Raw genomic sequence first — 14,375 nt, forward strand, 5'->3', positions numbered from 1 at the left:
GCAGCCTCCGGCAGCTCCTACAGTTGTCTGTCGATTAACCGGTTATTTTTTCCCGGGCAACACCGCGCCGAGCACCTGCTTGGCGGTTTGCATGATCACCCCGGCCTCATCCGGATCGCCCTTGAGCAATGTCGTGGCGAATTTTTTCGCCTGTTCAAGCTTGATGTGCGGTGGCAAGGGCGGCACGTTCGGGTCGGTCTTGAACTCGATCACCACCGGTACTTCCGACGCCAGGGCCTGCTCCCACGCAGCGGCGACGTCTTCTTCGCGATCGACAAAAATGCCTTTCAGGCCAATGGAAATGGCAAACAAGTGATAAGGCACGTCCGGGATACTTTGCGACGCTTCGAACTTCGGATCGCCCTCCATCACTCGCTGCTCCCACGTGACTTGATTGAGATCCTCGTTGTTGAACACCGCGCAGATCCATTTCGGGCTCGCCCATTGCCGCCAATATTTGGCGACGGTGATCAGTTCGGCCATGTTGTTCATCTGCATTGCGCCGTCACCCACCAGTGCAATCACCGGACGTTCGGGATAGGCGAATTTGGCGGCAATCGCGTAGGGCACAGCGGCACCCATGGACGCCAGACCACCGGACAACGAGCACTGCATGCCACGGCGGATTTTCAGATCGCGGGCAAACCAGTTGGCGCAGGAGCCGGAGTCGCTGGTGATGATTGCAGCATCGGGCAGGCGCGGCGACAGCTCATAAACCACCCTTTGCGGGTTGACCGGGTCGGCTTTGGCCATCGCACGTCTTTCCAGGGTCTTCTCCCAGCTACCGCGCCAGCCTTCGATTTTCTTGCGCCACTTGTTGGAGGTTTTCTGCTCCAGCAGGGGCAATAGCGCCGCGAGGGTTTCCGCCGAATCGCCGACCAGATTGACCTCCATCGGATAGCGCAGGCTGAGCATGTCGGGCTGCAAATCGATCTGCACACCGCGCGCCTGACCTTCCTTGGGCAGAAACTCCGAGTACGGAAAACCCGAGCCGATCATCAGCAAGGTGTCGCATTCGCTCATCAGTTTGTAGCTCGGTTCGGTGCCGAGCAGACCGATGCTGCCGGTGACCCAAGGCAGATCATCCGGCAACGCGGCTTTGCCCAACAGGGCCTTGGCGACACCGGCGCCGAGTTTTTCGGCCACCGCGATGACTTGATCGGTCGCCTGCAAAGCCCCCGCGCCAACCAGAATCGCGACCTTGTCTCCCGCGTTCAAAACCTCGGCGGCACGCTGCAGATCGACGTCATACGGCAACACTTTCGGCTTCGTGTAACCGACCCCGGAATGTGCGGTGCCATGTTCGCGAGCCGGTGCTTCGTATTTCAGCGCCTGCAAATCGTTGGGCAGAATCAGCGCGGTTACCCGGCGTTCACCCACAGCCGTGCGCACGGCCCGATCGAGCAGATGGCGCACCTGCGAAGGCGCCGACGCCTGCTGCACAAATGCCCCGGCGACATCCTTGAACATCGACACCAGATCCAGCTCTTGCTGATAGTGACTGCCCAGTGCCGTGCGTGCCTGCTGACCGACGATGGCCAAGACCGGCATGTGGTCCATGCGCGCGTCGTAGAGGCCGGTGATCAAGTGCGAGGCGCCCGGGCCGGAAGTGGCAATGCACACCCCCAACTCGCCGGTGAACTTGGCATGCGCCGAGGCCATGAACGCGGCCATTTCTTCATGGCGGGCCTGGACGAATTCGATCTTTCCCTTGGCTCGACTGAGCGCGCCGAACACGCCGTTGATGCCGTCCCCCGGATAGCCAAAAATCCGCGTAACGCCCCATTCGCTGAGCCGCTCAACCAGAAAATCTCCCACTGTCATCGTCATCTCAATCCTCGTCTTTCTCCGCTGCATGGAGCTGCCCCGGCAGAACATCCGCCGGCAGGTGTAAGAGTCTGGACAGTGAGCTGGTTGGCGAAGTTTCGATGGATTTCCCTAAGCCGGGCAGCGCTCCAGCAAATGCTCGACGAATTTTTCTGCCCCCCCCCACAAGACCTCTCGGTCGGCGGTGAGGCCATTCGCGAGCAGGCTCGCTCCCACAGGGATTTGCATTCCACATGTGGCAGCGAGCCTGCTCGCGAAAACGTCAGAACAGTCACCGTTGAGGTGGGGCCTTTCAACGATGCGGATGCACCGTCCACGCCACCAGTTTGATCACGATCGGCCGCACGACAAGGATGCACAGAAACGCGATCGGCATCGCCAGCTTGTAGGCGTGCAAGGCATTACTTAGGTAGTCGTTATCAATGCCCGAGTTGGCGGCAGTGATCACCAACGACATCAGAAACGCCATGATCGTCGCCATGTACAGCGCGAACACATACGGCGTGGCGCGGGGTGACAGCTTGCGACGACTGATGATCAAGGCTTCCGAGCTTGTCGATTGATTCATATGGCTTTTCCATCCAGTGACAGGGAGACCGCACATTAGCAACGCCGCCCCCGCGTAACTAGACGCTCAAGCGCAGGTACTTTATAAAGCAGAACTTACGAATCAACCCTCGGCAGGACACGGATGAATCTGTTAGCGGCGATTGCCAGTTTTATCAAAGTGGTGGAATCCGGCTCGATTGTCGGCGCCGCGAAGATTCTCGGCGTCAGTGCGGCGGCGGTGAGCCAGACGATCAATCGGCTGGAAGCGCACCTCGGCGTGCGCCTGTTGCAGCGCACCACGCGCAGCATGGCGCTTACCGAAAACGGCGCGTTGTACTACGAGAAGGTCCGCCGGATTGCGGCGGATCTGGAAGCCGCGCAAAGCTCGATCAGCCGCGATGAAAGCGAGTTGCAGGGCCGCTTGAGTATCGCCTCGACCTCCGCGTTTGGCCGCCATGTGCTGGCCGCACTGATCGCCGGGTTTGCTGCGCAGCATCCGCGCCTGCTCATCGAACTCTCGACCACCAATGGCAAGATCAATCACATCCAGGACGGCATCGATCTGAGCCTGCGGATCAAGCCGCAACTGGAGGACGGCATCGTTGCACGCAGGATCGTGTCACTGCCTTTCATCATGTGCGCCGCGCCGGCCTATCTGCAGCGCGCCGGTCGCCCGCAATCGCCAGATGATTTACAGAACCACGCCTGCCTGGCCTTTCGTTATCCCCTGGACGGGCGCTTTCTGCGCTGGAGTTTTATTCGCGACGGGCAGCGTTTCGACGCCAATATCAATGCCACCGCCATCAGCGACGACATCGATGCATTGGCGCAAATGGCGGTCCACGGCGCCGGCATCACCCGCCTGGCGGAGTTCGTCGCGGCGCCGTATCTCGCGAGCGGGCAATTGGTGCCGCTGTTTGAACATAGCGACGCCGCTCACTCCGTTGTCGAGCCGATGGACATCTACGCCTGCGTGCAGGAACGCGCGGCGATGACGCCGAAGGTCAAAGCCTTTCTGGATTATCTGACGGCGCATCTGGCCACACGCTGGCCGATGGAAAATGTTTAAGACGCAGGGCTCAAAGAGGCTCGCCGGAGCGCGCGAAATCGGGCAAAGTCCACCTCGCCCATTCGGCCCATCACGGAAGATAACAACAATGAAAAAGTCTCTCGGCGCTCTGCTCCTGATCTGCTTGAGCAGCTCCGTGTTCGCGGACACCCAACCCGTTGGTTTCCAGTACGCCACGCTGACGGATCCGCTAAATGAGCGCCCGGTAGAAATGGTTGTCTGGTACCCAAGTTCGCCCACCTCTGCGACGCCACAATTGTTCGGCGACAACCCGGTCTTCGTTGGCGCCCCCGCCGTGCTCGATGCTCCGGTGGCCAGTGGCGAACATCCATTGGTGGTGCTTTCCCACGGCAACGGCGGAAGCTGGATCAACCAGACGTGGCTGGCCAGTGCACTGGCCCATGAGGGTTACATCGTCGCGGCGGTCAATCATCCCGGCACCACCAGCCGCGACCGCAGCCCGCAAGCGGCGGCGCAGTTGTGGCAACGCCCCGTTGACCTCAGCCGCGCTATCGATGCGGTGACGGCACAACCGGAAAAGTTCGGCGCAGTGGCCAAGGATCGAATTGCCATTGTCGGCCATTCGCTCGGCGGCTGGACGGTCCTCGAAGCCGGCGGCGCACGCTTCGACCCCGAGCGTTTTGCCGACGACTGCAAAGCCCATCCGCAACTAGCCAGTTGCACGGCTTACCAACAGATGAACACGGCGAGCACTGCGCAATCAAAAGCCCGACTGGCAGCCGATTGGCGCGACAAGCGCGTCACGGCTGTGGTGTCACTGGACCTGGGCCTGTCGCGCGGGATGACCGACGCCAGCCTCGCGGCCTACCCCGTGCCAATTCTGGTGATCGCTGCCGGTGTGCCGTCGAAAGAATTACCCGCGCAGCTGGAGTCCGTCGACCTCGCCAAACGCCTGCCAAAAAGCTCATCGCGTTACGTCGAGATCAGCGACGCCAGTCACTTCAGTTTCATGGCAATCTGCAAACCTGGCGCCGTGGCCATGCTCGACGAGGATGTACCGGGCGACAGCATCATCTGCACCGATGGCGACGGTGGTCGTCCGCGTGCGGTCATTCAGCAACAGGTGATTTCCCTGATCAGCGGGTTTCTGGCGCCGTCACCTGAGCGCTTGAAACCAGCCATTACTTACCAGGAACCCCAATAACAATGCTCACGCCCTCCCCTCAGACCTTCCGGGGCAGTTGCCTGTGCGGAGCGGTGAAATACCAGATCCGTTCACGGCCCAAAGCGCTTTCGCACTGCCACTGCAGCCAGTGCCGCAAAAGCCACGGCGCAGCGTTTGCCAGTTATGGCAGCGTGCTGCGGCAGAACCTGGAACTGTTGGAGGGCGCCGAACAGCTCAAGGCCTATCAGTCTTCGCAATCGGTACAACGCCAGTTTTGCCTGAACTGCGGCTCGTCGCTGTTCTGGGCAAACAATCAGGGTGAGTACCGCGACTGGATCTCGGTAGCCCTGGGCACGCTGGACACGACGTTCACCACGGAAAAACAGCAACATGTGGAAGTGACGTCGAAGGCGCCGTGGTTTGAAATCAAGGATCAATGGCCGCAGCGTTGAGCCTGACCCTGTTTCTGTGGTGTGCTGTCTATTCTCAGCCGGTATTTTTTCCACTTGCCAACGAAGAGGCCCCTTAGATGAGCAAAGCGCCGTACGTTCCGCCCCAGGTCTGGAAAAACGAAGCCCCGTCTGGCGGTCAGTTCGCCAGCATCAATCGGCCGATTGCCGGGCCGACCCATGACAAGACCCTGCCGGTCGGCAAACATCCGCTTCAGCTGTACTCGCTGGCCACGCCCAACGGCGTGAAGGTGACCATTCTGCTCGAAGAGCTGTTGGCGCTGGGGCACAGCGATGCCGAATACGATGCGTGGCTGATCCGCATTGGCGAGGGCGATCAGTTCTCCAGCGGCTTTGTCGAGATCAATCCGAACTCGAAAATTCCGGCATTGCTCGATCGCAGCGTCGAGCCACCGATTCGCGTATTCGAATCGGGTTCGATCCTGCTGTATCTGGCGGAAAAATTCGGCGCCTTCCTGCCGAAGGATCCGGCCGGCCGCACCGAAACGTTGAACTGGCTGTTCTGGCAGATGGGTTCGGCGCCCTATCTGGGCGGCGGTTTCGGGCACTTCTATGCCTATGCGCCAGAGAAAATGGAGTACCCGATCAACCGCTTCACCATGGAAGCCAAGCGGCAACTGGACGTGCTCGACCGGCGTCTGGCCGAAAGCGCCTATCTGGCTGGCGACCGCTACACCATCGCCGATATCGCGGTCTGGCCGTGGTATGGGCAACTGGTGCGCAACAACGTTTATTCGGCGGCCGAGTTCCTTGCGGCTCACGAATACACCCATTTGCAGCGTTGGGCCGAGGACATTGCTCAGCGGCCGGCGGTCATTCGCGGGCAACGCGTCAATCGCACTTGGGGCGATGAAGCGACTCAACTTCCCGAGCGTCACCAGGCTGAAGATTTGACCTGACAGCCCTCTCCTCACGTTTAGCAGCGGGCCGATCACAAGCGTTTGTGGCCGGCCCGTTTTGCCTCTATCTCGCCCCCGAAAAACCGCGACTCTGCGCCAACCCGCTACGCAGAGCGCCCGACCGATTGTGAAAAATTCGTTAACTAACTGAGCCGTACGGCTTTCTTCACCCGGAATGATCTGACACACTAATGCGAATAATTCCTACACGCACTCGCACTGGATTCGTTTTCGTATCATTTGGGGAAGCAGATTGATGTCGTTTCGCACCATTCACCGCCGCTCAAACCGTTCACCGAACCTGTTGGCACTCGCCATTTGCATGGCCGGCGTCACACCGGCGCTGGCCGACGAGGCAACACCCGCCACGCCTGAACAGGCCGCGCCGGCCACGCTGGAACTGGACGCAACGGAAATCGGCGCGACCCAGATGAGCAGCACCACCGAAGACACCCAGTCTTACACCACCGGCCCGATGCGCACGGCGACCAAGCTCTCGCTGACCATGCGCGAAACGCCTCAGGCGGTGACGGTGATCACCCGTCAGCGCATGGACGACCAGAACATGACCAGCATCAATGACGTGGTGAAAGGCACGCCGGGACTGTTCCTCAGTCAGGCCAGCGGTCCGGGTCGACAGACCTACAGCTCGCGCGGCTTCGACATCGACACCATCATGTACGACGGTCTGCCGAGTTCGTACTCGCCCTTTTCGATGGCGGTGCAACCGAACCTGGCGATGTTCGATCGCGTCGAAATCGTCCGTGGCGCGACCGGTCTGGTCACCGGCGCAGGCAATCCTTCGGCGGCGATCAACCTGGTGCGCAAACGCCCGACTGCCGATCAGCGCGTAACCCTCACCGGTGCCGCCGGCAGTTGGGATGACTACCGTGGCGAGATCGACGCCTCCAGCCCGTTGAACGAAAGCGGCACCCTGCGTGGCCGTGTGGTCAGTTCCTATCAGGGCGCCGACAGCTTCCGCGACAAGGAAGAAAACGACCATGGCCTGTTCTACGCCATCGGTGAAGCCGACCTGAGCGACAGCACCACCGCGACCCTCGGTTTCTCCCGCCAGAATGAGCAGACCAACTATTTCTGGGGCGGCCTGCCGATCGGCACCAACGGCCACCACCTCGACCTGCCCCGCTCCACCTACCCGGGCACCGACTGGGAAAACCGCAAGCTGCAGATCGACACGGTGTTCGGCGAAGTCGAGCATCGTTTCGACAACGACTGGAAACTGCACGTCGCCGGCTCGTCCTCGACCCTCGACGGCGAGTTCTCCGGGACTTACCTGTCGCGCTACGCCGGCCCGCTGGAAACCACGGCCTATCAATCCCATCACACCGACAAGCAGCGTTCGCTCGACGTGTTCGCCAGCGGCCCCTTCGAAGCATTCGGCCGCAGCCACGAACTGGTGGTCGGCGCCAGCAATCGTGTGTACGACGCGACCACCAAGGAATACGATCCGTACACCACGGCGTGGCCGATTGGCGCGCCCAAGCCCGACTTCGTGCGTGACGGCAAAACCCGCAACGTCACCACCCAGGACGCCGTCTACCTGACCACCCGCCTGAGCCTGGCCGATCCGCTGACGCTGATCCTAGGCGGCCGTCTCGACTGGTACGACTACGATGACCGCACGGCCGATGGCGACTACAAAGTCACGCGCAACCTCACCCGTTACGCCGGCCTGATCTACAAACTCGACGACCACCACTCGCTGTACGCCAGCTACACCGACATCTTCACCCCGCAAACCCAGAAGGACCTCGGCGGCAAGGTGCTCGAACCGATCGTCGGCGAAAACTACGAAGTGGGCATCAAAGGCGAGTACTTCAACGGCGCCCTCAACGCCAGTCTGGCGGTGTTCCAGATGGACCAGACCGGCCGCGCCACCCAGGCCGACAATCAGTTCGGCTGCCCGGTCCTGACCTGCTACGGGGCATCGGGCAAGGTGCGTAGCCAGGGCGTGGACATGGAACTGCAAGGCGCGCTGACCGACAACTGGCAGGTCGGCGCCGGCTACACCTACACCCGCGCGCACTACATCAAAGACGAGAACCCGGCCAACAAAAATCAACGTTTCGAAACCGACACGCCCGAGCATCTGTTCAAGGTGTCCACCGTGTACCGCTTCCAGGGTCCGCTGCAACACCTGCGCGTGGGCGGCAACGTTTACTGGCAGAGCCGCATGTACAACGACGTCGCCCTGGCCAATAACGGTAGCTACCGGCTTGAACAGGGCGGCTATGCAGTCACCGACCTGATGGCCGGGTACGAGGTCAACAAACACCTGGATCTTCAGGTTAACGCGAACAATATCTTTGACCGCGTGTATTACTCCGCCATCGGCTCCAACGTCACCTGGGGGTCCAACGACAACTACGGCACTCCGCGCAGCTATATGCTGACGGCCAAGTACAAGTTCTGAGTCGCTGACGTTCTAACCAGCAGCAAAAAACAAGGGCGCCGGGGAAATCCACGGCGCCCTTGTACTTTCTGGCCTCTTCATTAGTCATGAACAGCAATAACCGTTAGTCTCTGAGCGAACTCTTCACGAAGCATCGCGCCATGACCAATCCGGAATTCACCCCCGACATCGACGCGATCCGCAGCATTGACGCGGTTCCGGTCATCCTGAGCATGGTCAAACACCTCACGGGCATGCGTTTCGCCGCGGTGGCGCGGGTCACTGAAAGTAACTGGGTGGCGTGCGCGGTCGATGACTCCATTGATTTCGGGCTAAAACCCGGTAGCGAGTTGGTACTCGAATCGACCATCTGCCACGAGATCCGCCAGCATCAGCAGCCGGTGATCTTCGGGCATGCGAGTGCGCACCCGGTCTTCTCCCTGCACCACACACCGAAAACCTATGGGCTGGAAAGCTACATCTCCATTCCCATCGTCAAAGCCAATGGCGACTTCTTCGGCACACTGTGCGCCATCGACTCGGTCCCGGCCAATATCGATGAACCGGCCATTACCAAGACACTGACCTTGTTCGCTCAATTGATCGCGATGAACCTGGACACGCAACGCCATCTGGAAGCGACCCAGATCGAGCTGAACAACGCCAATGAACTCGGGCGCCTGCGCGAGCAATTCATCGCCGTACTGGGCCACGACTTACGCACGCCACTGAGCGCGGTGCGTATGAGCGCCGACTTGCTGGAAAGCAAAACCGAAGACAAACGCTCGCTCAACCTGATTGCAGCGATTCGCAACAGCTCGGTGCGCATGGGCGTGTTGATCGAAAACATCCTCGACTTTGCCCGAGGACGACTGGGCGGCGGGATTCCGGTGCAGCGCAAGTTGGTAGACGACTTGCAGCACACCTTGCAATTGACCCTCGCCGAGGTACAAGCGTCCCATCCCCAAGCGGTGTTTATCCATGAACTGAATGTGCCGGCGGGTATCTATTGCGATGCGCTGCGCATCAGCCAATTGCTTTCCAATCTGCTGGGCAACGCGGCCACCCATGGCTCGAACAGCGCGCCAATCGCCCTCAAGGCGTATGCAGAAAATGACGAGATCGTCATCTCCCTGACCAATCAGGGCACACCGATTTCAGCGCAACTGATGCCACTGCTGTTCGAACCGTTCTCCCGAGCCGAAGCCGGGCAACGTTGCGAGGGTTTGGGGCTGGGGCTGTATATCGCCTCGCAGATCGCGATGGCGCACAACGGCACCTTGAGCGTGACCTCAAGCGCCGAGGCGGGAACCTGCTTCGTGGCAAGATTCCCGGCCCGGTACAAATGGCTTTAAGCCGCCTGCCGCCGCATCGTCAGAATCGCCGCGCCAAAACCAATAAAGGTCGAACCGACCACACGACTGACCCAACGCGACAAGGCCGGACGGGTCAGCACGCCCTTCGCGCGCGAAGCCAGCGCGGCATACACACTCAGTGACGACACCGACAACGCCATGAAGATCGAGGTCAGGATCAAAAACTGCGGCAGCAACGCCGCGTCCTGATCAATGAACTGCGGAAACAACGCGGTAAAAAACATCGTCGCCTTGGGATTGGTCACCGCCGTCAGGAACGCCGACTTGTACAACTTGCCGCGAGTCGGCCGCACCCTGCCCGCCTCCCCTTCAATCCCATCCGGCAGCATCGGCCCCTTTTTAAACAATTGCTTGACCCCGAGGTAAAACAGATACCCGGCCCCGATAATCTTCACCGCGTTAAACAGCACTTCAGAACTGGCCAACAACGCCCCCAACCCCAACATCGCCGCCGCCGACAAACAAAACAGCCCACTGGCATTCCCCAGCGACGACCAGATCGTACTGCGCTGCCCGTGAGCGAGACTGTTATTGATCGCCATCAACGTCGCCGGCCCCGGACTGGCAATAGCAATCGCCGCAACCACAGTGAAGGTCAATATCGAGTGAGAATCCATTTTCGCTGCTCGTATGATTGAAGTTGCCGCATGTTACAGCAACCGGCTGCATAGCCCAGATCAAAAGCCCCTCACCCTAACCCTCTCCCAGAGGGAGAAGGAACTGACCGAGGTGATTGCGAGAGCTACGCCGACGTGAAATACCGAGCCGAACTCAGGTTCTAAAAAGCCCGGCATCCCCCAAAACCAAACACAGCCCCGCCCCTCACCACTCAACAGGATGAGCGTTAGCTCGGCTGCAGCTCTTGATCTTGCCCTGCTGGCCCCTTCGGCAGGCTGAGTGGAGGGATTTATCCGGGGGTGGGAGCGCAGCGACCGTTCGACGCAGTCGAACACATCGAAAGGAGGTGCAGCGAAGCAAACCGGAAGCGATGCCCCCGGATAGATCCCGGAGCGAAGGAACCCCGAGCCCCAGCGAGCGGGCCGAACGCCGGGGCCCAGACCTTTGGTTCCTTTGGGGCGTTTGCCAAAGGGACTCGCTGTAAGAGCGAAACCGCCAGCGGCAACACCCGAAGCAACGGATATTCACAAAGAACACCCCGAGCATGGTCGGCCCAAAGGCCGCCAAGCCCAAACAAACAAACAAAAAAAAGCCCCGCAACCACATAAAGGCGCGAGGCAAAAAATTGGTTGGTTGCGGCCAACCAAAGGAGCTCAGTCAAATACGTACAAAAGCCAAAATCAGATGCAATCCTGAGCCGCCCGCTCAAAACTCGAAGGCAAAAGATTCGAAGCCAACAAATGCCGCTCGTAGATAAACACCTTGCCGCCACTGCCAGCCTTGTAAGCCTCGAGCACGTTGTCAGCCGAAACCTTGCTCGGCACCACAATCCGATAACTACGCTGAGTCTGCGAAACCGTCGGGTTCAACGCACTGCCCTGCAACTTCGGTACAACACAATCGGCGTATTGCGCAGGCGTCTTGCTGGTCTGCAAAGTCAGGCTCGGGTTATTCGGCGCCGAAGCACAACCGGCGAGCAGCAAAGAGGCAACAGCCAGAACAGGCACAAATAAAAGACGCATCGGTGTCATCCTGAAAATAAACGTTCGGTTCAACCGGCAACGGTTCAGCCTCACGGAGCCGCCGTCGCCATTTATGTTTTAAGCGTTCAGCTCGACGCTACCAGCGCTTTGAGCGACACATCGAATTGCTTCAAGGCGTTGAGTTGCAAGTCACGCTGCTTGCCGATCTGCGCAGCGATGGCCGGTGCCGCCTGGTTATGCACCCAGACCGAAGGCAACTGTTTCTCGACGGCGCCTTCTGCCTTGCCGATGTATTGCAACTCGGCGTCGTAGAAGCGTGCGGTAAAACGCGCTTCGACCAGACTGTTCTGCTGCGTCAGCAAGCGGTTGAAGGTGTCGAGCTTCACCACCACGTCCGGATGCGCCTGCACCAGGGCATCAAGGTTGTCGTAAACGGTCACCGACAAGAACTGCTGTTGCAGCGAACTCACCAGCCAGTCGATGGCCAGTTCCGGATCGGAACTGCTGACAAAGGCTTGGCGAATCCGCGAGTCGAGCGCATCTTTCGCGCCGTTGACCGCCATGTCGTGGTAACGCTCAAGGTATTGCAGGTTGTCCAGAGTGTTCTCGCTGAGCAACACACCCACCGTTTGCGAATGTTGCAACGTGGCGCTGCTGCCCGTGATGGTCTGGAAGTGACACGACCCGGCATCGGCTGCGTAAGTCGGGGCTATGAACAGTGCGCCGCCTGTCAGCAGGGCGACCAAAGCCAGTCGGGTCAGTGGGTTCATCGCGCAAATTCCTTGAGCTGCGTGTTCGATGGAAGTGATTTTCCGCCGATTGCCGACAAAGCAGAACTTGCGTTTCGTGATGGTCACTATTACTTCTAGCAATAGTTGCGCGACGTGCAGACTGATACACACTCAACCACAACGAGAAAAACAGCCAATGAGGAGTTCGCCTTGAGAACGTTTGACCTGATCCGTGACGCCGTTCTGCCCGATTTCCGCGAGCGTGTGGCCGAATATCTGGTTCAGTACGAAAGCGTATTGCTGGACAAGGACATCACCGACCGACAGCTCATCAATGACACCGCCAACCAGTTGCGCGGTTACCTGCGCGGGCTCAACACCACCCGCGTGTTGGGCATGGCTTATTGGGAAGAACTGGATCGTCGCGTCGTCGACACTTGGCTCACGCCCGTGCAATGACAGATCGGCCCGGGGTTCAGGGGGGCGGCTAACGACCGCGCCCTCCCCGCAGCCAGTGGTCTGCGCGGCAATACGGCCTCTGCGAAAAAGCCGCCCGAACGCTTACAATCGCCGGTCAAACTGCCACTTAGACAGGCTCATCAAGAAATGCCGCTCGATCCACCTACGATGCTGACCCTTTCCATCGCCCTCGCAGCCGCCGCAGCGCTGTACCTGGCGATCGAATGGCGCAGCATTCGTGAGCCTTCGCTGCTGTTCTGGAGCGCCGGTTTTGCCACCATCACCGTCGGCTCCACCCTGGCCCTGCTGCGCATCAGCGGCTTTTTGCTGATCGGCATCTGGTTCGCCAACGGCTTGCTGGTGACCGCGCATTTCCTGTTCCTGCTCGGCGTGGCGCGCTTCACCCAGATCCGACTGTCGCCGGCCTGGTACCTGATCTTTGTCACCTGGCTGGTCTTGCTGCTGTTGCCGGAGGGGCCACTGTGGTCGAAGGTCATGCTGGCGGCCAATTCGCTGCTGGTGGCGTTGTCGACCCTCAAGGCCAGTTCGCTGCTACGCCCCCACGGCAAGTCGTTGAGCGTCGGCGCGGTGCAGTTGCGTTATGTCTTGCTCGGTCACGGGATTTTCTACGTGGCCAAAGCGCTGACGGTGGTGATCCCCGGCACGCTGATCGATCTGGCGGCGTTTCGTGGCGAGATCATTCAGATTTCCTTGGTCGAGGGTGCGATGGCAATCATGTTGATCGCCCTGTCGATGACCGGCACCGAACGATACCGCCGGGAAAAACAGATCGCCCGCCTCGCCGAGCGCGACCCGCTGACCGCCCTGTACAACCGCCGCGCCCTGGAAAAGCGTGCGCCGCGCTTGTTCGAACAGGTTTCGCCGGCGCATCCCGGCGCCTTACTGCTGATCGATATCGACAACTTCAAACTGGTCAACGACCAGTACGGCCACACTGCCGGCGATCGTTTGCTGATCGCGCTGAGTGAGATGATCCGCTCGGTGCTGCCGCGCAATGCCCTGACCGCACGCCTGGGCGGTGACGAGTTTGTCATTTTGCTCAGCAGCACATCGGGTGAGCGCGTCATGGAACTGGGCAACGCATTGCGCGAGCAGTTTCTGACCATGACTTCTCAGACATTCCCCACCACCGCCGCCGTGACCCTGAGCATCGGCGCCAGCCTGTTCGACAAGCCGCCCGCGCACCTGACGGCGCTGATCGAGCAAGGCGACGCCGCCCTCTACGAATCGAAACGCGGCGGACGCAATCGCTTGCGCCTGACCGGACTCACCACTCCAGGATAATAAAAACCATGTCCAGCCTCGTTCCCCCTTTGCAAGACCTCGCCGCGCCCGAAGGCGTTTGCTACGGCTGCGGCGGCCGCAACCCGCACGGCCTGCACGTCAAAAGTCGCTGGCACGAAGACGGCGTGCACGTGATCGCCGAACACCTGCCGGAGGCCAAATACTGCGGCTGGCCGGACCTGGTCTACGGCGGCCTGATCGCGATGCTGGTCGACTGCCATTCCAACTGGACGGCGATGGCGTATCACTACCGCGCAGAAAACCGCGAACCCGGCAGCCTGCCGCGCATCGACTGCGTCACTGGCAACCTTGGGATCAAGTTCATCAAACCGACACCGATGGGCGTGCCGCTGATTTTACGGGCGACAGTCGAGGGTGAAGTCGGGCGCAAGACCCGGGTGATTTGCGAGGTGTATGCGGGGGACGTGCTGACGGCGGTGGGTGATTCGGTGTTTGTGCGGGTGGATACAGGGCTGCTGGCGGATGCGGCGCATGGGCGTCAAACAGCACTGCAACTAAAAACCGAACCCAGCAAAAGTGGCTGATCACA

At 60.1% G+C, this 14,375-nt stretch carries 14 protein-coding genes; 9 read left to right on the forward strand and 5 right to left on the reverse strand.

The window, feature by feature from the left end; translation table 11 throughout:
* Positions 1 to 42 precede the first annotated feature (42 nt).
* Together BK670_RS13335 and BK670_RS13340 are read right to left on the reverse strand one after the other, a co-directional pair.
* On the reverse strand, positions 43 to 1,830 hold the full coding sequence (locus tag BK670_RS13335) for a thiamine pyrophosphate-requiring protein (RefSeq protein ID WP_123450166.1): 1,788 nt from the start codon (positions 1,828 to 1,830) through the stop codon (positions 43 to 45).
* Positions 1,831 to 2,119: 289 nt separating this feature from the next.
* A complete protein-coding gene (locus BK670_RS13340) occupies positions 2,120 to 2,395 on the reverse strand; it encodes a DUF2798 domain-containing protein (RefSeq protein WP_123450167.1) in 276 nt (91 codons plus the stop codon).
* 123 nt (positions 2,396 to 2,518) lie between these two features.
* Here BK670_RS13340 and BK670_RS13345 point away from each other — a divergent pair, with 123 nt between their 5' ends.
* The 6 genes from BK670_RS13345 (at position 2,519) to BK670_RS13370 (ending at position 9,708) form a co-directional block, all read left to right on the forward strand.
* Positions 2,519 to 3,445: a LysR family transcriptional regulator gene (locus BK670_RS13345; protein ID WP_123450168.1), complete on the forward strand. Its 927-nt coding sequence runs from the start codon at positions 2,519 to 2,521 to the stop codon at positions 3,443 to 3,445.
* 88 nt (positions 3,446 to 3,533) lie between these two features.
* A complete protein-coding gene (locus tag BK670_RS13350; RefSeq protein WP_123450169.1) occupies positions 3,534 to 4,610 on the forward strand; it encodes an alpha/beta hydrolase family protein in 1,077 nt (358 codons plus the stop codon).
* Positions 4,611 to 4,612: 2 nt separating this feature from the next.
* Positions 4,613 to 5,023 (forward strand): GFA family protein, encoded by a 411-nt coding sequence (locus BK670_RS13355; RefSeq protein ID WP_123450170.1) that lies wholly within the window; start codon positions 4,613 to 4,615, stop codon positions 5,021 to 5,023.
* A 77-nt stretch (positions 5,024 to 5,100) separates the two neighbouring features.
* Positions 5,101 to 5,940, forward strand: a complete 840-nt coding sequence (yghU, locus tag BK670_RS13360; RefSeq protein ID WP_123450171.1) for a glutathione-dependent disulfide-bond oxidoreductase — start codon at positions 5,101 to 5,103, stop codon at positions 5,938 to 5,940.
* Between the two features lie 256 nt (positions 5,941 to 6,196).
* Positions 6,197 to 8,374: a TonB-dependent siderophore receptor gene (locus tag BK670_RS13365; RefSeq protein ID WP_123450172.1), complete on the forward strand. Its 2,178-nt coding sequence runs from the start codon at positions 6,197 to 6,199 to the stop codon at positions 8,372 to 8,374.
* Positions 8,375 to 8,514: 140 nt separating this feature from the next.
* Positions 8,515 to 9,708 carry a GAF domain-containing sensor histidine kinase gene (locus tag BK670_RS13370; protein ID WP_123450173.1) on the forward strand — a complete coding sequence of 398 codons (1,194 nt, stop codon included), beginning with the start codon at positions 8,515 to 8,517 and terminating at the stop codon, positions 9,706 to 9,708.
* Here the strand turns inward: BK670_RS13370 and BK670_RS13375 are convergent.
* The 3 genes from BK670_RS13375 to BK670_RS13385 all read right to left on the reverse strand — a co-directional run bounded on the left by BK670_RS13375 (position 9,705) and on the right by BK670_RS13385 (position 12,100).
* Entirely contained in the window at positions 9,705 to 10,346 is a 642-nt protein-coding gene (locus tag BK670_RS13375) for a LysE family translocator (RefSeq protein WP_123450174.1), read from the reverse strand. The two genes, BK670_RS13370 and BK670_RS13375, sit on opposite strands and share 4 nt — an antisense overlap.
* 681 nt (positions 10,347 to 11,027) lie before the next feature.
* Complete coding sequence (locus BK670_RS13380) at positions 11,028 to 11,369, reverse strand: hypothetical protein (RefSeq protein ID WP_123450175.1); 342 nt, start codon at positions 11,367 to 11,369, stop codon at positions 11,028 to 11,030.
* A gap of 86 nt (positions 11,370 to 11,455) precedes the next feature.
* A complete protein-coding gene (locus BK670_RS13385) occupies positions 11,456 to 12,100 on the reverse strand; it encodes an ATPase (RefSeq protein ID WP_123450176.1) in 645 nt (214 codons plus the stop codon).
* A gap of 171 nt (positions 12,101 to 12,271) precedes the next feature.
* Between BK670_RS13385 and BK670_RS13390 the strand changes: the two genes are divergently transcribed.
* From BK670_RS13390 to BK670_RS13400, 3 genes are all read left to right on the forward strand, one after another.
* Positions 12,272 to 12,520, forward strand: coding sequence for a hypothetical protein (locus tag BK670_RS13390; RefSeq protein WP_123450177.1), 249 nt, complete (start codon positions 12,272 to 12,274; stop codon positions 12,518 to 12,520).
* 147 nt (positions 12,521 to 12,667) lie between these two features.
* The gene (locus tag BK670_RS13395) at positions 12,668 to 13,825 is read left to right on the forward strand and encodes a GGDEF domain-containing protein (protein ID WP_123450178.1); all 1,158 of its coding nucleotides are present in this window, start codon (positions 12,668 to 12,670) and stop codon (positions 13,823 to 13,825) included.
* Between the two features lie 8 nt (positions 13,826 to 13,833).
* Positions 13,834 to 14,370 (forward strand): PaaI family thioesterase, encoded by a 537-nt coding sequence (locus tag BK670_RS13400; RefSeq protein WP_123450179.1) that lies wholly within the window; start codon positions 13,834 to 13,836, stop codon positions 14,368 to 14,370.
* Positions 14,371 to 14,375: the final 5 nt, after the last annotated feature.

Source organism: Pseudomonas fluorescens (assembly GCF_003732425.1).
Lineage (GTDB): Bacteria > Pseudomonadota > Gammaproteobacteria > Pseudomonadales > Pseudomonadaceae > Aquipseudomonas > Aquipseudomonas fluorescens_BE.

Excerpts from the sequence above, each read along its gene's own strand:
- BK670_RS13335 (WP_123450166.1), bottom strand. The coding sequence starts at position 1,830 with ATGACGATGACAGTGGGAGATTTTCTGGTTGAGCGGCTCAGCGAATGG.
- BK670_RS13340 (WP_123450167.1), bottom strand. The coding sequence starts at position 2,395 with ATGAATCAATCGACAAGCTCGGAAGCCTTGATCATCAGTCGTCGCAAG.
- BK670_RS13345 (WP_123450168.1), top strand. The coding sequence starts at position 2,519 with ATGAATCTGTTAGCGGCGATTGCCAGTTTTATCAAAGTGGTGGAATCC.
- BK670_RS13350 (WP_123450169.1), top strand. The coding sequence starts at position 3,534 with ATGAAAAAGTCTCTCGGCGCTCTGCTCCTGATCTGCTTGAGCAGCTCC.
- BK670_RS13355 (WP_123450170.1), top strand. The coding sequence starts at position 4,613 with ATGCTCACGCCCTCCCCTCAGACCTTCCGGGGCAGTTGCCTGTGCGGA.
- yghU (WP_123450171.1), top strand. The coding sequence starts at position 5,101 with ATGAGCAAAGCGCCGTACGTTCCGCCCCAGGTCTGGAAAAACGAAGCC.
- BK670_RS13365 (WP_123450172.1), top strand. The coding sequence starts at position 6,197 with ATGTCGTTTCGCACCATTCACCGCCGCTCAAACCGTTCACCGAACCTG.
- BK670_RS13370 (WP_123450173.1), top strand. The coding sequence starts at position 8,515 with ATGACCAATCCGGAATTCACCCCCGACATCGACGCGATCCGCAGCATT.
- BK670_RS13375 (WP_123450174.1), bottom strand. The coding sequence starts at position 10,346 with ATGGATTCTCACTCGATATTGACCTTCACTGTGGTTGCGGCGATTGCT.
- BK670_RS13380 (WP_123450175.1), bottom strand. The coding sequence starts at position 11,369 with ATGCGTCTTTTATTTGTGCCTGTTCTGGCTGTTGCCTCTTTGCTGCTC.
- BK670_RS13385 (WP_123450176.1), bottom strand. The coding sequence starts at position 12,100 with ATGAACCCACTGACCCGACTGGCTTTGGTCGCCCTGCTGACAGGCGGC.
- BK670_RS13395 (WP_123450178.1), top strand. The coding sequence starts at position 12,668 with ATGCCGCTCGATCCACCTACGATGCTGACCCTTTCCATCGCCCTCGCA.
- BK670_RS13400 (WP_123450179.1), top strand. The coding sequence starts at position 13,834 with ATGTCCAGCCTCGTTCCCCCTTTGCAAGACCTCGCCGCGCCCGAAGGC.